Consider the following 19284-nt stretch of genomic DNA (forward strand, 5'->3'; position numbering starts at 1 on the left):
CTATAATTAGCCCACAAAAAGACCTGCTCGGTAGGCTTCATCGCTTACGAACAGGTCTTAGTTTATTATTTCGGTCTTTCAATTTCAAAAATCTCACCAATCGTAGCGTAATTAGCTCCCGCTAAACGACTTACTGCATTTAAGGCCCTAGGGTCAATCCTCCCCTCCTGATAGATCGATTCATCAATGTGAAACTGAACAATTTCGCCGATGAACAAATCACTACCAGGTTCTTCTCCACCACCTAGAGGTATCGCTTGTACAAGCTTACACTCCATTCGCACCTTTGCTTCCAATACACCAGGCACAGCTACATTTTCACTTTGGACCGGTGTAAGATTCGCTAGTTCAATTTCACTTTCTGCACTTGGCAATGAGGCAGCGGTTTGATTGATCTTCCGAACATTCTCATCATCCACAATATGCACAACAAACTGATGATTGTTATAAATATTACGGGCGGTATCCTTTAATCGTCCCGCTGGTCTTTGAATAGACAGGGAAACCATCGGAGGATTAGAAGAGACGATATTAAAATAGCTAAACGGCGCACCATTCAATATGCCCTCTTCTGATTGTGTGGTAACAAAAGCAATAGGCCTAGGAATAACAGTCCCAATTAATAACTTATAATTTTCCCGCTCACTATTGTGCTTCGGATCTATCGAAATCAATCTCCCCAGCTCCTTCTTCACTCTTTCACAAAATCGATCGTGCTTCTGACGGTATCAATAGGCCGCACTAACTTCTCAATCTGCTCACGCTTTGGCTCCAGGAATGGTGGTAATGAGAGCTTTTCTCCAACCGTTTCGTATTCCTCATCTCCCATAAATCCAGGTCCATCTGTCGCAAGCTCGAACAGGATTTGCGGAGCAACACGTGTATACAGCGACTCGAAGAAATGACGATCCACATAACCTGAGGTACGGAATCCAAAGTCTTCAAAATGCTTAGTCCACTCATCCAGCATGGTCCGATCCTCTACTCTGAAAGCAGCGTGGTGAACCGTACCAAAGCCTTGACGCGAATTCGGTAAGTCCTCGTTATGCTCTACAATAATTTGTGCACCATTTCCGCCTTCGCCGACCTCAAACAAATGATAAGCATCTTCTTGACCGATTTCTTTAAACTGCATAACTCTTTCCAACATTTCTTTAAAATAACTGAAATCAGCTATACGTACAAAGATCGGTCCCAAGCCAGTAATCGCAAACGCTAAAGGAATCGGTCCTTTTTGCCATGGTGTTCCTGATGCGACCCCTTCATTAAATTCATCAGAGATCAGTTGATATTGTTGGTCATCAAAATCCACGAAGGATAATGTCTTTTTACCAAACTGCTCTTTAATTCCGGTATGCTTCACATCCAGGCGATCAAAACGTTTTACCCAGTAGTCTAATGCAGCATCTGTTGGCACCCGGAAGGATGTCTTGGCGATTTCATTGGTTCCGTGTACGCCTTTCGGAATGTTAGGGAAGTCAAAGAACGTCATATCCGTTCCGGCACTGCCCTTATCATCTGCAAAAAACAAGTGATACGTTTGAATATCGTCTTGATTGACCGTTTTCTTCACTAGACGCATTCCCAATACGTATGTGAAGAACTCGTAGTTTTTCTCTGCGCTGCTTGTGATGGCTGTTACGTGGTGGATCCCTTTTAAATTTCTCATGATTATACACTCCTAAAGTTTAGTTTGATTTCGTAATATAATTCCCTGATCAAGAAGGATTAATTGAATTATCTTAATGTTAAGATATCATTCAAAAAAATCCCTTTCTACCGTTTCATCCTATGCTTCATAGAATACTATTCCTAATAATTATCTTTACATTAATTATCTTTAACTTAAGATAAATTTAACACACTCCTTTGTTGTTGTCAACAAACCACGATAAAAGATATGCAAAACAGCCTTGTTCAGTACGTGAAGAAACATAATGAACAAGGTTGTGAAAGATAAACCTAAGTCTGTCTTACAAACGCATAACGAAGAACAGCTTCTTCTAAGATATCAATCCCCATAATGATATCATCCATATCTGTAAATTCATTAGGATGATGACTAAGTCCATCTACAGAAGGAACAAAGATAAGCCCTACTGGGCAAAGTTTGTTCATGTTCATGGCATCATGCCCTGCCCCACTAATCATCCGTTGACTCAATATCCGCTTCTCTTCACAAATGGATTCTAGAACCTGACTGATCTCATCAGATAATAGGACAGGTTCCTCCGAAATAATTTCCGTACTCTCAATTACAAGTTGTCTATTTTCTTGTACTGAGGCTATCGTCTGATACAAATGGTCTAACACACGTTTCCTGGATGCCACTGAAGTAGATCTGATATCAATTTTAATTTCCACTTCTCCCGGAACCACGTTCATAGCGCCATTCAAGATATCTATCACCCCTAGCGTCGCAACCGTTCCAAATTCTTGTTCGAGTTTGGCTGCTTTCTCAAGCTCAAGTGCTATTTCTGAGGCACCCAGAAAAGCATCTTTTCTCATATTCATAGGTGTCGTTCCAGAGTGGGATGCCTTCCCTGATATTTGAATATGAAGCCTCACGGGTGCAGCAATTCCAGTCACAATTCCAATTTTTTTATTATTGTTTATTAAGACAGGACCTTGTTCAATATGTAATTCAAAAAACGCTTTTAATTCTTCATTTTCTCTACTCGCCTGATCAATACTGTTATAATCCAGTGCACATAGCGAAAATGCCTTTTCCATTGTAATACCGTCTTTGTCCTTCAAAGATCTATATTTCTCCTTCTGAAATAACCCTGACATTATTTTGCTGCCAACTGTTGAAATACCAAAACGCGAGGATTCTTCACAGGCAAATGAAATAATTTCGATCGGATGATCCGTTTCAATCCCTTTTTCGTTTAGACGTTTGATCACTTCCAAAGCAGCCGTTACACCCACTACACCATCGTACTTCCCACCTTGATATACCGTATCCAAGTGAGAGCCCATTACAACGGGTGGGAGCCCTTCTATCTTCCCGTTTCTTCTAGCAATCACATTTCCGCAATGATCCATCCGGATATCTAAATCTTCAGCCTTACACATCCGCATAAAAGCACTTGTACATGTCTGCTCTTCATTGGTATAGGCAATTCTAGTGATGCCCTTCTCACCCGAGTTATATTGATTAATATTATCAAATAAAGCCTGATATCTTCTCTTTCTATCCATGCCAGTATCTCCAATCCTGAGTATTTATGATTATGGTTTCATCCAAATTCGTGAAGATATACAATAGAGGTAGCGCTAATCTTTAAAAATCACTTACTTGATGAGGTGTAATGGATAGCTATGAAGAAGACCATTATTTTTAAAGAAAATGATCAATTTACAATTAAAGCTGATTTTTATGAAACAAGCCGTCCCCAAGCCCCTGCTATTGTGTACATTCACGGAGGCGGCCTACTTTGGGGGGATCGAGAAGATTTATCCGAGGAAATGATACAACTTTACACGACTAATGGTTTTGCACTATTTTCGATTGACTATAGACTAGCCCCTAGGTCAACACTTAATGACATTCTAGAAGATGTCCAAGATAGCCTTCTTTGGTTAGCGAATAAAGGGCCTCAACAATTCTCCATTGACCCCTCAAGAATCGCTGTGGTAGGAAGCTCGGCAGGTGGTTTTCTTGCGCTGTGCACAGGAATGTTCCCCCATAAGCCACGTGCCATTGTCTCCTTCTATGGCTACGGCGATATTAGTGCACAGTGGGCACTCGAACCAAGTAAATTCTACGCTGAAAAAGATATCGTCTCTAAGGAAATTGCCAAACGTTCGGTGTCCGATCAAATCATTACGAACGCAAGCGTTGATGAGCGCTTCCTTCTTTATTTATATGCTAGACAGTCCGGTAACTGGATCCAAGAAGTGACCGGCTTAACTCCTTCACTACATAAGGAAGAGCTCCTAAAATTCTGTCCGATTTATCATGTAACTAAGGAATTCCCCCCAACATTGTTACTGCATGGAACGAACGATGTAGATGTGCCGTATGAACAATCTGCATTCATGAGGGCTGCGCTAGTGAAAGAAGGAGTACCGGCAAAGCTTATTACTATTCCAAACGGAGAGCATGTATTTGAAAAAGATTTCAATAACCCTGTTGTGCAAAAAGCTCTTCATCAGGTGATTGATTTCCTCCAGCATCATCTTACTGAGTAAGTCTGTAAAAGAACAGGAAAATCCGGCACTAAAATAGTGCCGGAAAATATAGGATACCGCCTGGATTATTTCTTGTTTAATTCGTGGAAATGCGTCCATAAATGATCGCAATCTTCTCTTGCTTCCACTTTGATCATATTGACAACACTCTCATCATGCCCCACAAAATATTCACGAAGGTGGATGTCAGAGAAGCCATGCTCTTTCGCATCGTCTCTTGTGCTGCAATAATGAACTTCTTTAACACCTGACCAAATGATAGCGCCCATACACATTGGACAGGGTTCACAGGTTGCGTATATTACGCAGTCCGATAAGTCCATGGTGTCTAGCTTTTTGCATGCTTCTCGGATGGCTACCATTTCCGCATGTGCAGAAGGATCCGTATCTCTCATCATCGTATTGCTAACCGCTGCAATTACTTCATCACCTCGAACAATCGTTGCCCCAAACGGGCCCCCGAATTTCTTGTTCATACCCTCGATCGTTGCGTCTACGGCCAATTTCATGTAATCCATTTCAAAATTCCTCCTCTAGTTTAATTAGGATGATTTTAGTTTTTTGCTAAAGATGGTATATAGAATAAACGAAACTATTAAGCCACTAAAGAAAGCAAAATCATTCATCCTAACTAGGAAGGGGATACCCTTAAGAAATGCACCTGACATAGGAAGGATGAAGCTGACTGCTAGAACAGCCATCGCAACTGGATTGTAACCATTCTTATATTCACCGTTGCTGCCTGCTGGGACATAGATATGGTCAAGATTTAATACTCTTTTCCGATGAATAAAGAAGCTTGAAAGCATGATACCCGCAATTGGACCAAAGATGGACCCGATAAAGCTATAGAAATAAAACAACGTCGTAGTGCTTTCTACAAGCTTCCATGGCAAAATCAAAGTTCCAACGACGGCTGTTAAGACACCCGCAGTCTTTACAGTGAATTTTTTCGGGAAAAGAGATGACATTTGCAAGCCAGCTGGCAATAAGTTGGCAAACACTACGAAGGCGATTGCTCCTACGTTTAGCGCAAGAATCAATACAACAACCGCGAAAGTGTTTTCAATTTTATCAATGGCATGAACGATATTGAAGATCGGTTCACCAAACGCAATTTCAGTACCCGCGATTAAAGCCACACAAGTGATGGCAAAAAGAATATAAGACAAGATAAACCCTACAGGCAATCCAATCATAGCCGCTCTTGGTGATTTCGCACGATGGGTGAAGTCAGACATATTTACAACAGGACCCGCCCAGTTAGATACCAATGCACTCACGCAAGCAATAAAGACTAGTGGACTTGAAGTTGGGTTCGCCGGTACATACTCTAAAATCGGGCCAAACCCTCCAGCAATCTTGATCGCCCACAGCGCAGCACCAATAATAAACACATACACTACCGGGGATGACCAGTTACCGAACTTACCCAGTGTTTTCATTCCCCCTAAGAACAACAGCACAGTTGCTGTCCAAAGAATTGCGTAGGAGATCATGGTCGGAAATGCTAACCCGAATAGTGTAAACCCGCCGCCTAAACTCATATAATCCGGAATAAATCTAGCAAATATAACATTTAATGATTCTGCACCTACAACGGTTGTGGTTCCAAAGAAGACTAACCCGGCAATAAGCCCCCGTATTAATGCAGGGATTATGGCTCCTTTTACTCCAAAGGAATCACGAAGCAGCATCGCAAATGGCAGCCCATACTTGGAGGCAGAATACCCATTTAAAGCATAAAATGCAGAGACAATAATGGCTGAAAGCATAACGGCAAAAAGCACCTGTGTTGTATTCAGTCCTAGGACGAAGAAACCTGCCACTGTCATATAAGACATAATATTATGGACAGCGCCCATCCAGAGTGTGATATAGTTGGACATTCCCCAGTCTCTTTGCTCAGGCTTTTTGGGCAGTAATTCCTCACCATAACCGTATGATTTGTACCTGTCATAATTTTGTTCCAATTTTGCTTGATCCATATCTACACTTCCCCTCGCTTAAATTACTTCACGATATGAGTGCCTGCTTGTTCATTCATCGCATCCTTTAAGCTTTCCGGATTCGTAATAATAACTCGCGTTCCGCTGTTCTCTAAGAAGCTTAAACTCGCCTCGATTTTAGGCAGCATACTTCCTGCTGGGAAGTGATTTTCTAGCACATATTGTTTAGTCTCATCAACCGTCATTTTGGAAAGCTCTTTTTGATTCGGCTTACCATAGTTGATGCATACTCTGGACACTCCCGTTGTAATAATTAAGGTCTCCGCATGGATTTGTTCTGCTAAAAGACTCGTTGCGAAATCCTTATCGATGACTGCATCAACACCTTGGTACGTGTTATCCTCAGCCTTCACGACTGCGATACCTCCACCACCTGCAGCAACAACGACAAAGCCCCCGTCGATTAATGACTTAATCGCGTCTTTCTCCACAATATCTATAGGTCTTGGGGACGGAACTACTCTACGATATCCTCGGCCAGAGTCTTCTACAAAGCTCCATTCAGGATGTTCTCTTTTCATTTCTTCCGCTTGCTCTTTGGAAAAGAAGGATCCTACTGGTTTCGTCGGATTCTTGAAATTAGGATCTTCTGAGCTTACTTCGACTTGTGTAATCACCGTAGCCACATTCTTATGGATCCCTCTAACTGCAAATTCATTAATTAAAGCTTGCTGAATTAAATAACCTATTCCACCTTGTGTATCAGCCCCACAATTCACTAGTGGAACAGGAGACATGCCGGCAATTTCATGTGCAATCTCAGATCTTCTTAGTCCAAACCCTACCTGTGGTCCGTTACCATGAGTAACGACGACATTGTAGCCCTCTTGCACCATATCAACAATATTAACGACCACTTCTTTTACTGCTTCAGATTGGTCATGAATCGAATCCAGGCCATTTTCCTTGACCAATGAGTTCCCGCCAATAGCAACGATTACAGTCTCTTTCATCTGATGCCTCCTATGTTGCAATTCTTATACGCTAACCGAGTAACTCAAGAGATTGCTTTTTGTGTGAGTGGTATAACGGATTCGTTGGATCATTCTTAATGGCGTTCTCGATAGCCTCAATGGCCTCTTTATGCTTACCAAGCGATCTTAGACTGTTCGCTTTATGGAAAGAGAAGTCATATCTATGGGGCTGAAGCGCGAGAAGCTTATCCATCTCGATAACTGCTTCTTGGTGTCGCCCAAGTTCTCTTAAATAATTGGTTTTGTGGTAGCGATAGAACGTTTCATTAGGTGCCAGCTCACAGGCTTTATCATATTCCTGAAGAGCTTCCTCCGGTTTTTTCCACAATCTCAAAGCATTCGCTGTATAGAAATAAAATTCTAAATTCATCGGATTCATAGATAAAGCGCTTTCATAGCACTGAAGTGCCTCTTCGTATCTCTTTACTTGTTGCAAGAAATAACCTTTATAATAGATGAAGTCCAGGTTGTCAGCATCCGCTTCCAGCGCCCTGCCCATGACAGATATAGCTTCTTCATATTGCTCTTTGTTAGCAAGAGCCTTTGCCTGCTTCACATATTCGTTATTTTCTTGGAAGCTTTGTTCTAGAATCTTCACCACTGTATGCTGACCATTCTCTTCGGCACGTTGTAGGGATGAGAGCCCATCCCGATCAGGCAAATGCACATCTGCCCCCGCATGGACAAGTGATTTAATAATGTCAGAATATAGCCGCCCCCCGTTGCCCAATATAACTGCTTCAAGCAGTGCTGACCAACCTAGGGCGTTGACATGATTCACAGGAACCCCGGCATCAATACATACTTCCACGGTTTTTAAGTAGCCCTTTTCACTTGAGGGTAGCAGTGCTGTTCCTCCAAAACGATTTACGCTCTTCAAATCAGCTCCTCCAGCAATCATGAGACGCAGAATTTCATAAAATCCATTTGCTGCTGAGCATATAAATGGCGATAATTGTGTAATATCTCTAGTGTTTACGTCACTGCCTGCTTCAATTAATCTCTTAGCAATCGTGATTTGATTGTTTTGAGTTGCCGCCATTAACGCTGTTCGCCCTGCAGCATCTTTATAATCAACACTGGCACCCTCGTCTAATAGTTTCTCAACAAAAGCCAGTTCTCCCTGTTCACTCGCTTCAATAAGTTTTGTATTCAAGGATAGATGATCCAAAATTGTTCACTCCTTCACAGCCTAGCACGAAGATGTTCGTCTAGCTCCAAATAAGAATGGTGGGCTAAGCAAATTAGCCCTTTTCTTATTTAATATTTTCACTTAATGCGAGTAAGGCTTGTTCAAATGCTTCGATTGGAGGGTTAACAATACCCGCACCAATCATTCCAATACCCGCATCTTTATGTGCAATGGCTGTATTAATAATCGGCATAATTCCTGTTTGAATGACTTTTTGAATATCAATACCTGTTGGAATCCCTATAAAGTCAAGCATTGGAATCGTCACATTAGGATTTTCAGTGGTTGTGATTTCTGCCATTTTTGTGGTGTAGCTGATGGCATCATCAACGGTCCCCCCCACAAGCGAAACAATAGCCGGCGCAGTTGCCATAGCAAATCCGCCAATTCCATAGGTCTCCGTAATCGCACTGTCACCAATATCAAGACCAGAATCCTCTGGTTTATAACCAGCGAACATAGGACCTATTACTTGTTGTGCTGGACCTGTAAACCATACGTTCCCAGCGATTCCACTCACGCGGATACCGAATTCCACTCCGTTACGAGCCATGGTGGTAACAATGGTACTATTCTCAATGCCATGCGCAGCATCAAGGGCACATTTACAAAGCGCCATCCACGTCGGGCCCGAGAAATAGTCGCTGCTGCTAACGAATTCAAACACTTCTTTTTTCTGTTCAACAGTGAAATCGGTTTGGATAATATAAGGCGTTAGCGCTTGAATGAGCAGGGTTGTTCCAGCTACATTTCGGTTATGACACTCGTCCCCCATATGAAGGGCTTGTGACAGCATTAGGCGCAAGTCAATCCCATTGGGATTTAGCTTCATCGCATCTCTTAAAATAGGACCCAATACATCTCGCATCCAAATCAAACGCTGGATAACACTCTCGTCATTAGCACCCATACGAAGGATTTTGGACATTTGTTCACTTAAATTTGTATAGGCAATATTTCCATAAGTTTTATTCTCAACAATATGCATAAACATGGAAGCCGATGTTACGCCAGCCATGGAACCAACACAGTTATGTTCATGACATGGCGAGAAAATAATCTCTCCAGACTCGGCTAGTACAGCTGCTTCTTCAAGATTGGGGGCAAGTCCTTCAAATACAATAGCCCCTGTTACCGCACCTTTCATCGGACCATTCATTCGTTCCCAAGTGATTGGCGGGCCAGCATGTAAAATCGTATTTTTCGTCATACCCGGAACCACATTGATCGCTTGGTCAAAGCCAATCAGTACCGGTTGCGAGTTAATAATTCGCCCAACAGCCTCTTTGTTAGCAGCTTCAATCTTAGCTGTAACCCTTGGGTCTTCAAGCTTATCCAGCGCAGCAATTAATTCTGGATTACCTCTGCCTGGCGGCGTCCACTCCAAGTGAGTTACATTCGCGTTTTGTTTTAACAAATCATCTTTAAAGTTCGCAATGCCTACATTAATGACATTTAGTTTATTCGTAAAAAGTTCATTGATTTTACTCATGACTATTCTCCTTTCACAACGAATTCTCTTGCTAGTAGACCTGCATTCTGACTGCTGCTAGCATGTGTAGCACCCGAAGCTAACAATTTATTAATTTGACCCTCAATATTTTGACTATCCAGCTCGGTTCCAAGAATGTATCCAATAATCTCTAGATGCCTTCCTTCATCTTCAGCGGCTTGCTTCGCTTCGATAATCGCTGGAAGCATTGCCCCTACAGGATCTTCGTGTGCTCCAAAGCCTAGAACAAAGTCCATCACAATAACACCGACAGAAGGATCTTTCGCTTCTTGAATAAATCTTTCAATCCGAGTGGATGGATCTATCATTGGATGTGGCTTACCTTGTGTAAATTGGTCGTCTCCGAAGTCAATAAAGGTATGAGCTTGGCTTACTCTAACATCTTTTAAGCGATATTCAGAATCTCTCTGAATGTTACTGTAGACATTATCGAATTTCTCCATAGCAATGTGCATCGCTTCATCACAGAGCGTACCGCCACTGAATAGTCCACGGATATATTTTTGCTGAGGATTTAACTTCGCACGCACTTCTTCAATAAGCGGGAGATTTAACGTACGTTTGTTAAGCATCGATTCGTCTGCCCCAGCTAAAAGTACCGCTTTAAGCGCCGCTTCTTTTGACATTTTTGCAAAATGACCGCCAGCTTGGGTGACCTTTTCTTCATTCCCACCCACAAACCAAACCACGACTGGTTTCTTACATTGTTTAATTTGCGCAAGCACTTTCTCTTCTACACTTGGTGCTGGTGGTTTAGATACGAGAACAATAACCTTTGTTGCATCGTCCTCTTCTAACGCTTTAATTCCGGCCAGCATCATAATGCCGCCAACCTCTTCACTTAGATCTCTGCCGCCTGTACCGATCAACTGTGTGATTCCACCGCCAAATTCATGAATACGAACCGTTACCTCTTGGCTACCTGTTCCTGATGCGCCAACGATCCCGATATTTCCTTTTCTCACGGCATTTGCAAAGCATAATGCGACATTGCCAATAATCGCAGTCCCACAGTCTGGCCCCATCATTAACAAGCCTTTTTCTTGGGCTAAAGTCTTTAATTCAATTTCATCTTCAATACTTACATTGTCGCTAAACAGCATGACATGAAGATTATTTTCAAGAGCTTTTCTTGCTTCTCTAGGAGCGTAGCTCCCATTTACGGCAATAATCGCTAAGTTAGCTTCAGGAGTACCGTTTACAGCTGAGGTAATGGTTGAGTATTTAACCTCACTTTTTCCCTTAGAGGAATCTTTCTTTTTCGTTAACAATTCATTGATGCTATCGAAAGCACCCTCACATAGCTCTTCAGAGGCAGCCTTCACAATAATCACTAAGTCACTTGTTTTGGCACTTTCTACTTCAGGTGTCATCAAGCCCACATTTCTAATGACCTCTTTATTCATTTCAGTCCCCATTGCAATAATGGCTTGTTCTATGATTTCGATCTGATTCGCTTTGGTTGAGAGTGACATCAAAGATACGGAATCGATATATGTGTTTGGTTTTACTAAAACTTGAACAGTCATACTTGTACCTCCCATTTACATGTTCATTTCCAGCCCTGCAACAATTCCTAGGGCGATATCTGTACCCGAAGTGGACCCTATAGCCAGTACCCTATCTAAAGCCAATAGTAATTCCTCTTCGCTACCTCTAAATAAAGCTTCCATTAAGTCACTTATAGACTCTCTTACCTGGCCAACTGCTGCTTTAGCTAATGCCATATAGCTGATATCATTGGTTAAAGCCTTCGCATGTAAGACGACTTCTTCACAAAACGATTGGTGTGAAAAGTATTGATGATTCTCGATGCCCATGACGGTAAACAATCCCACCAAGAAATCATCGCCGGCTGGCGTTAAACCTGGTCCAAGGCCTATGAGCGAAGTTGCATGTGTGATTGCAGTAGAGATTCGCTTGTTTTGCAATTCCGATACAAGTAACTGCGTCCGTTCATGAAGGATTCTAGACATTTCATCGTCAAAAGGATTGCCGCTTTTGAAAGCCCTTTCAATTCTGCTGTTATTTCCGTGAAGTTTAATATATTGCTTCATGACGGATACATTCATTATTAAGACATCAGCTTCTGAAGGATATTTAGGCAGTTTACAATTCCATTTTTTAACACCATTCATTGTGATAGACATCTTATTAGCAATTGATAAAACGGAATGATCCGAACTTACAATGTCATTCACCCTGATATCTGCTTCTTCAAAATGTTCTAAGTCAATAATAAGTGTATTAGGCGCATTATCGATTCCCTTACACGCAATAGTATACAAATCTCCACGATCCAAACATTGAATATTGATTGTGCGATTAAATGTGCTATGAACAAAGCCATGAAACTTATGATGAATGATTCGTTGAATAAAATCTCCATCACCGGATTTCGCAAATCTCACTAGAGTCACCTCTATTTTCATTCCTTATATTTTCAAAAAGGTGATTGACCTCCTTTTCACTTCAACAGATGGATGAATGCATTGAATCATATGATTTGGTTACATCGTACAAAGGCAACTATTAGCGTAACTACCTTACGCACTTAATATATAATATACTGGTAGGGATCGTCATCGTTTAAGCGAACCAAAAAGAGTGCATCCTATTTGTGCATGTTATACAAGGGAATGTGTTAAAAGTGTGTCTGAGGAGTGTGCCAAACATTGCTAACCGTTAAAGACTTAATAAAGATCAAGGCTATAGAGGGAATAAAAATTGTTGCTGGAGAACAAGGAATTGATAAATCCATATCCATCGTTAACATTATTGAGAATCCTGATGCCTTTGACTGGCTTTCACCTAACGAACTACTCTTATCAACAGGCTACATCTTTAAAAACAATGCCAAATTACAAAATCGAATGATTAAGGAACTTGCGGAGCTGAACTGTTCAGGATTGGTTGTGAAAATGAAACGGTACTTTGACAAGCTTCCTCAGAACATGATTGATGAAGCCAATAAGTATGGGTTACCCCTTCTAGAACTTCCCTTTGAATACACACTCTCTAACATGATCTCGATCATTAATGAGAAGGTTTCCGGAAGATATGATTTGCTCAATAGAAAGACTTTAGATATACATAACTTGTTCTTCAAAATCACCCTCGAAGGCGGCGGTATTGCCAAAATAACCTCCATGTTATCCGAAACGATTAGTAATCCTATTATTGTCGTAGACAAGGATTGGCGATTACTGCATCACACAGAACATGCGAAGAATAACAGTCCTCTCGAGTATTATCTAGATTTTTCAAATCGACAGCCTGTTTTTAATAAAGCGTTTATCGATACTATTCCTACCAATCTAAATGAAATGAAAAAATCTATTAAGAGGACCTATCATTCAGAAGGTGCGGAAATAAAATGTCGGGTGATTCCTGTCGCTGCTTCTAACTATATTTACGGCTATATTGTGATTTGGCAGACAGTGCAAGAGCTATCAGAATTTGATTACATTATTTTGCAGCAAGCCTCCACCATCATGGCACTTGAGCTGATCAAAGCAAAGGAAATTAGCGAACTTGAAATAAGAATTAAGCAGGACTCCATTGATGATTTACTTTCGGGGAAAATATCATCCCATGAAGCGCTGCAAACCTTATGTTATTTACATGGATTAAATCCGAGCTATATGTATTACAGTATGGTGATAAATATTGAAATGAATGAAGCAGACAAGTTTGAAGATATGATTATCGGAAAGTACAAAATGGAGTCCATTGCAAAAAAGTGTGTGGACATCATTTATGACTTGTCGCATAAAGCGATTGGAGAAATTAAGTGTTTTTATAGAAACAACAGAGTCATCATTCTAGTAGGGCAAAATGAAGAAAGACCTCCTATTTCGATTAGTGATGCCAAGTTATATGCAAATGAACTGCTTGAGGTACTTATCCAAAGAACGAAAGAAACACTCTTAATAGGGATTGGTCAGCAATACAGTACAATCAGCTCGCTGCATAATAGCTTTTCTGAGGCGAACGAAATGATTAAATTGATGCAACAAAAAAACCTTCAAAACAAGGTCTCACATTTCGAAGATTATTCAGTTTACCATCTGTTGGAAGCAAATATCAAAATCGTTGCCTTAGAAGAATTTTTCCGGAAGTGTCTAGGTAAAGTCTTTGATCATGATCAATTACACGGTACAAGCTACATGCTAACTTTAGAAAATTACTTTATTAACAATCTGAATGTCACCGAAACTTCGAAGGCTATGTTTTTGCACAGAAACACACTTATCTATCGAATCGAAAAAATAAAAGAAATCCTAAATCTGGACTTAAAGCATTCGGAAGAATTACTACGAATTCAAATAGCGCTAAAGATATTTAGTATTTTAAATAAAACGATTTAAAAAAACTCCCCATACAGCAGCAGGGTTCATTATTTCACCTGTCTGCTATATGGGGAGTTTTTTTATACATATTTATCTCGGCCAGACAACATTCCAAACGTCATCACGAGTCCGGAAATAACGATCAGTGTGATCAGTGGAATCGTCCACACTTGGGTCATATCATATAAATAACCGATCAGTATAGGCCCTATGGCTGCAAGCATATATCCCGTGGATTGAGCCATTCCAGATAATTCTGCAGCTTGATTTCCGTTTCGGGCACGAATTCCGATATAACTTAGCGCCAGTGGGAAATTCCCTCCCAAAGCGATACCAATCAAGATAATACTTAGGATCATCATAGGATAAGATGAGCCCATCCATAGGCCCCCATAACCAACAATGGAGCACATGCCTAATGCGAATGCAATCCATACTTGAGAGCGCAGTCGTCCTGCAAGAATAGGAACAAGAAAACTAACAGGTACGCCAACAATTTGTATGAAGGATAATAACCAGCCTGCTGTACCCCTACTTATGCCATAGTTATATAAGATTTCAGGTAACCAAGACATTGTTATATAAAATAATGAAGATTGAAATCCCATGAATAGCGCTATTTTCCAAGCGAGCGGTGAACGCCAGATCTGCCTAGCACTGATCCTTACACTTTTCACTGCATTATCTTTGGCTGGATTTAATCTAATTAGAAGGATCCATACCACGATCGCTATGATTGTCGGAATTCCCCATACGATTAAGGCTCCGTCCCACCCAAGCTTCAGACCATGGGCTAGAGGAATACTAATACCTGATGCTAACGATGCGAACAATCCCATGGAAGTGGAATAGATACTTGTCATTAGACCGAACTTTTGTGGGAACTTCTCCTTCACAACTACCGGCAATAGAACATTTCCGATGGCTATCCCTACTCCAATCAAAAGCGTACCAACGAAAATAAAGAGTGTCATTGAAATGGAACGAATGCAAATTCCGACCAAAAGAATAACCAAACCTAACAATAGCGTCTTCTCGTTGGATAAACGAGCAGCGATTCTAGGAACGAGAGACGACATAACAGCGAAGGATATCAAAGGTATACTCATTAATAAACCTGCACTCCAGTGTGCAAGCCCCACATCTTCTTGAATAATGCCCACTAATGGACCTACCGATGTAATCGCAGGGCGTAAATTAAAGGCTACCAGAACAATCCCCGAAATGAGTAAAATGATATATAACAAATTCTTGTTGTCTTGTGTCTGTGGTGAATGCAAAAACTAAATCTCCCCTCAACGAATCAAATGCCAAATGATCTTCAGAATGTAGCATTAGTTATAACATATAAGAAAGTAGTTTAAAAGTATAAAAGCAAACAGCGCGCACCAATTGAGTATCGGCACGCGCTGAATTTCTAAGCTAGATAAAGAGAAATATTTAATTGTTTGATTTTCTCAATCCACTCTTCTGATAAACCTCTATCAGTTACAATCGCATCAAAATCATTTAACGAAGCAAAGTAAGTGGACTTAACCATATCAAACTTAGAGGAATCAATCACTAAAATTTTCTCAAGAGCACAATGAATTGCCGCATTTTTTGTGTCCACTTCACAACTGTTCGTACAAGTAATGCCTAATTTAGCATTAACTCCAGCTGCAGAAATAAATGCTTTTGTTGTTCGTGTTCTACTTATTAAATCCAACCCTTCTCTGCTCTCAAACATTTGAAGTTCTGGACGGTAATGACCACCAATAAGAATAAAATCCTTAAACCCTTTTTTATGAATCTCAATTAATGCGTTCATAGTGCAGCAAACCATTTCCACAGAATGATTTGACGGAATATGTTCGATGATTTGAGCGGTTGTTGTACCAATATCAATAAAAATAATATCGTTAGGCTCGATTAGTGAAGCTGCTAACTTACCTATATTATATTTTTCTGATGCCCGATTATTTTTTTGAGTGGTCAAATCATATTCATCTTGTTTATTCTCATTGAGGTCAGAACCATTATAAATAACCGCACCTGAAACAACTTGAACGATTTTATTTTCTTTTAGATATTTAATATCCCGGCGAACAGTCATTTCTGTGACATCAAGTTGATGGGAAAGTTCTTTGATGGATGCGCCACTTTTATTTTTTAGGATTGATACAATTGTATTTACTCTCTCTTGCTTATCCATACCGGTTCATCCTAACTACTAATAATAAAGTATAATTATCAGAATTATACCATATCTAATACCCCAATACTTCCTGCCCTTTTACAATTTTAACTATGGCACTAGTTCCTAAACGGTCTGCACCCAACTCGATAAATGCTTTAGCATCATCCAAAGAGCGAATGCCTCCAGCTGCTTTAATCTTCACATTTAGACCAATGTTCTGTGCAAACAGGCTGACATCCTCTTTAGTTGCTCCAGCTTTTGAAAATCCAGTGGATGTTTTGATATAATCAGCACCAGCTTTTGTAACAAGCTCACATACTTTCACTTTTTCCTCTTGGGTTAGCAAACAGGTTTCAACAATAACCTTTAATACTCTACTTCCACATGCATTTTTAATGGCATGTATTTCCTCGTAAACTTCCTCATAACGCCCGCTTTTTAAGAAGCCCACATTGATCACCATATCAATCTCTGATGCTCCATTTGAAATGGCGTCTGTTGCTTCAAATACTTTAACAGCTTGGGTATTATAACCGTTCGGAAATCCAATGACTGTACAGATGGCTATTTTGCCTTCAACATAATTTGCTGCTTCTCTAACATAAGCACTTGGGATACAAACACTGGCCGTTTGGTATTTCATAGCATCATCACATAAATTCTTTATATCTTCCCATGTAGCCGTAACATCCAGCAGTGTATGATCTACTTTTGCTAATATATCTTTAACATCCATTCTATTCACTTCTCCTTTAAAAATTAGTTATGAAACATTAAAATGTTACTATTATAACATTCGCTGACACTACAAAGAGCTAGTTCCTCCATAGTCATTAATGTTGATGAATAAGCTATTACTTTGTTTGTGCAACGAATTAATGCTCCTAATATGTATTGATACATTTTGTTATATTAGCAACATATGTTTGAATTATAACATAGTTAAAAATATAGTCAATGATAGTGAAATGTTGTTTTACTAGATTATCTTTGATATACGAAAAGGCCGCCGGATTATTTCCGACGACCTCTATGACTTCTCCTCAGGTTAAGTTATGATGCTGAGCAATAACTGCTTCTTGACTCTGCTGATCCAACTTATAGCATATCAATGCAATTACACAGGCTGATATCGCCAGGATAGAAGCAGCTATTGGAAGGGAGATTAATCCTCCATGCTGGGCAACGACTCCACCAATTGCGGAGCCACCTGCGATTCCCAAGTTAGACGCTACTGGATTCAACGATGCAGCAAGGTCTTTCGATCGTGGTGAGAACTGCTTCGCCAAATCTATCAAATAGAGCTGGGCTGGTGCGCTCACAATACTCGACATGACGGCTAACATCATGAGTACGATCATTCCTAAAATCGAGATCGATGCGGTCATACTAAAGATGATGTAGATCACTGCTTGTATAAGAAAAACGAATCTAAGCTTACTTACCGCATTTCCGGTTGCAACCTTGCCTCCAATCCAGTTGCTGACAATCGTAGCAATCCCGTATACAAACAGTACACCACTAACCGAGCTCTTAGGAATATTCATCACTTGCTCTAGCAATGGTGTGATGTACGTATACATCACAAACACTGCTCCCACTGCCGTAACTGGAATGAGAAATGCAAGAATAATACGTCCATTTGTGAGCAGCTCGATCTGATCCTTGAGTGAGCTAGGCACAGGCTTCGGTAGTTTGCGTGGAATATAGGCATAATTTAGCGCTATGGCAATTCCAGCTAATCCCCCATTCAGAACAAATGCTGCAGGCCAGTTAAAATACTGCCCTACAAAAGTGCCGATCGGTACACCAAATACATTCGCAACAGCGAATCCGCTTAAAATTGTAGCGATCGCTTTGCCTCTTTTCTCCGGGTCAACCGCTTCATTTGCTACCGTAATGGCTACAGAAAGAACAAAACCACATAGTACGGCAGTAACTATTCTAGTCACTAGCAGCATACTATAGGTTCCAGTTATAGCACTCCACAAATTCAGCAGCAGAATCAATACAAGCGATACAAGAATCGTAATCCGTTTCGGGATGCGGCTGAACAAAGACATCATAATGGGTGTGCCAATGGCATAAGCGATCGCGAAACCAGATACCAAGCCCCCGGCTGTCGCTAGCGTCACTCCGAGGCTCGAGGATATTTCCGAGAGTAAACCAACGATAATATACTCCGTCGTACCCAGAATAAACGCCATAAAAGTAAACGAAAAAATCAATGCGTTCTGTCGTGATGTTGTCATGGTGCTCTCCATCCTATTTATCTCTATTTTTATAAGAGCATACCTACTCATAATACTCATTTAGACTATATTGAGCAATCCTATTTTTCATAAAAAAGAAGCTTCACATAAGTTCAAAGAACTCATGAGAAGCTTCTTTTTTAAGCCGGAGTCAAAATAATTAAGGTAATAAATTGTTCCTCGGAGAAAGATCTAGCTGTTCCAGGTCCATCTGCATCTGCTTTGAACTTAATGAGATAGGTCCCCGGTGCCGGCATCAATTTATCGTGAAGTTCAAACGCAATATCCGAAACACCTCTGTTGCTTCCTGTGAAAGTCAGCGTATGCCCATTATTGCTAATTTGGTCACTTGTCAGATGTGTCCACCCACTAATGCTATAATAGTCATTTGTGTTAAAGGTCATGCCTTCAATCGTTACCTGAACTTCAGCATTCGTAAAGGTTTCTCCGGAGAAAAAGTCAAACCGAATGGTCCGTTGTGTAGAACCAGTTACCAGCTGTTTTGTTTTTAAAATGCCTCCGTCAAAGCCATATATGGAGCTAGTAACCGTAGGTGTGGTCAGAACACCCTTAACAAGCTCAATCATAACGGCATGTTCAGCATTCTTCGCCGATT

Annotated in this window: 17 protein-coding genes; 2 read left to right on the forward strand and 15 right to left on the reverse strand. The window is 40.6% G+C overall.

Annotated elements, in window-relative coordinates; genetic code table 11:
- Positions 1-65: 65 nt before the first annotated feature.
- The 3 genes from CA598_RS19840 to CA598_RS19850 all read right to left on the reverse strand — a co-directional run bounded on the left by CA598_RS19840 (position 66) and on the right by CA598_RS19850 (position 3204).
- The gene (locus tag CA598_RS19840; RefSeq protein ID WP_094877608.1) at positions 66-674 is read right to left on the reverse strand and encodes a flavin reductase family protein; all 609 of its coding nucleotides are present in this window, start codon (positions 672-674) and stop codon (positions 66-68) included.
- Between the two features lie 17 nt (positions 675-691).
- Complete coding sequence (locus CA598_RS19845; RefSeq protein ID WP_094877609.1) at positions 692-1669, reverse strand: ring-cleaving dioxygenase; 978 nt, start codon at positions 1667-1669, stop codon at positions 692-694.
- Between the two features lie 293 nt (positions 1670-1962).
- On the reverse strand, positions 1963-3204 hold the full coding sequence (locus CA598_RS19850) for a M20 family metallo-hydrolase (RefSeq protein WP_094877610.1): 1242 nt from the start codon (positions 3202-3204) through the stop codon (positions 1963-1965).
- A gap of 120 nt (positions 3205-3324) precedes the next feature.
- Here CA598_RS19850 and CA598_RS19855 point away from each other — a divergent pair, with 120 nt between their 5' ends.
- On the forward strand, positions 3325-4197 hold the full coding sequence (locus CA598_RS19855; RefSeq protein ID WP_094877611.1) for an alpha/beta hydrolase: 873 nt from the start codon (positions 3325-3327) through the stop codon (positions 4195-4197).
- A 65-nt stretch (positions 4198-4262) separates the two neighbouring features.
- On the opposite strand, the gene CA598_RS19860 is transcribed toward CA598_RS19855, so the two are convergent.
- The 7 genes from CA598_RS19860 to CA598_RS19890 form a co-directional block, all read right to left on the reverse strand.
- A complete protein-coding gene (locus CA598_RS19860; protein WP_042124600.1) occupies positions 4263-4715 on the reverse strand; it encodes a nucleoside deaminase in 453 nt (150 codons plus the stop codon).
- Positions 4716-4739: 24 nt separating this feature from the next.
- Complete coding sequence (locus CA598_RS19865; protein ID WP_094877612.1) at positions 4740-6185, reverse strand: cytosine permease; 1446 nt, start codon at positions 6183-6185, stop codon at positions 4740-4742.
- Positions 6186-6208: 23 nt separating this feature from the next.
- Positions 6209-7159: a carbamate kinase gene (gene arcC / locus CA598_RS19870; RefSeq protein WP_094872379.1), complete on the reverse strand. Its 951-nt coding sequence runs from the start codon at positions 7157-7159 to the stop codon at positions 6209-6211.
- A gap of 31 nt (positions 7160-7190) precedes the next feature.
- On the reverse strand, positions 7191-8351 hold the full coding sequence (locus CA598_RS19875; RefSeq protein WP_179283715.1) for an ankyrin repeat domain-containing protein: 1161 nt from the start codon (positions 8349-8351) through the stop codon (positions 7191-7193).
- 85 nt (positions 8352-8436) lie between these two features.
- Positions 8437-9864 carry a YlbE family protein gene (locus tag CA598_RS19880; RefSeq protein ID WP_094877613.1) on the reverse strand — a complete coding sequence of 476 codons (1428 nt, stop codon included), beginning with the start codon at positions 9862-9864 and terminating at the stop codon, positions 8437-8439.
- Positions 9865-9866: 2 nt separating this feature from the next.
- Positions 9867-11414: an acyl-CoA synthetase FdrA gene (gene fdrA / locus CA598_RS19885; protein WP_094877614.1), complete on the reverse strand. Its 1548-nt coding sequence runs from the start codon at positions 11412-11414 to the stop codon at positions 9867-9869.
- 15 nt (positions 11415-11429) lie between these two features.
- The gene (locus CA598_RS19890; protein WP_094877621.1) at positions 11430-12296 is read right to left on the reverse strand and encodes an oxamate carbamoyltransferase subunit AllH family protein; all 867 of its coding nucleotides are present in this window, start codon (positions 12294-12296) and stop codon (positions 11430-11432) included.
- Positions 12297-12560: 264 nt separating this feature from the next.
- Here CA598_RS19890 and CA598_RS19895 point away from each other — a divergent pair, with 264 nt between their 5' ends.
- Positions 12561-14255 (forward strand): PucR family transcriptional regulator, encoded by a 1695-nt coding sequence (locus CA598_RS19895; RefSeq protein WP_094877615.1) that lies wholly within the window; start codon positions 12561-12563, stop codon positions 14253-14255.
- A 62-nt stretch (positions 14256-14317) separates the two neighbouring features.
- Here CA598_RS19895 and CA598_RS19900 read toward each other — a convergent pair whose 3' ends face one another.
- From CA598_RS19900 to CA598_RS32355, 5 genes are all read right to left on the reverse strand, one after another.
- Complete coding sequence (locus tag CA598_RS19900; RefSeq protein ID WP_094877616.1) at positions 14318-15517, reverse strand: CynX/NimT family MFS transporter; 1200 nt, start codon at positions 15515-15517, stop codon at positions 14318-14320.
- Between the two features lie 137 nt (positions 15518-15654).
- A complete protein-coding gene (locus CA598_RS19905) occupies positions 15655-16431 on the reverse strand; it encodes a DeoR/GlpR family DNA-binding transcription regulator (RefSeq protein WP_094877617.1) in 777 nt (258 codons plus the stop codon).
- A 55-nt stretch (positions 16432-16486) separates the two neighbouring features.
- The gene (deoC, locus tag CA598_RS19910; protein WP_179283716.1) at positions 16487-17152 is read right to left on the reverse strand and encodes a deoxyribose-phosphate aldolase; all 666 of its coding nucleotides are present in this window, start codon (positions 17150-17152) and stop codon (positions 16487-16489) included.
- A 307-nt stretch (positions 17153-17459) separates the two neighbouring features.
- Positions 17460-18668 carry an MFS transporter gene (locus tag CA598_RS19915; protein WP_179281677.1) on the reverse strand — a complete coding sequence of 403 codons (1209 nt, stop codon included), beginning with the start codon at positions 18666-18668 and terminating at the stop codon, positions 17460-17462.
- A 140-nt stretch (positions 18669-18808) separates the two neighbouring features.
- Positions 18809-19284 (reverse strand): BslA/BslB family hydrophobin (locus CA598_RS32355; protein ID WP_179283717.1); only part of this gene is annotated, 476 nt, incomplete at its 5' end.

The sequence above is a fragment of the Paenibacillus sp. VTT E-133291 genome (assembly GCF_002264395.1).
Taxonomy (GTDB): Bacteria; Bacillota; Bacilli; order Paenibacillales; family Paenibacillaceae; genus Paenibacillus_AQ; species Paenibacillus_AQ nitricinens.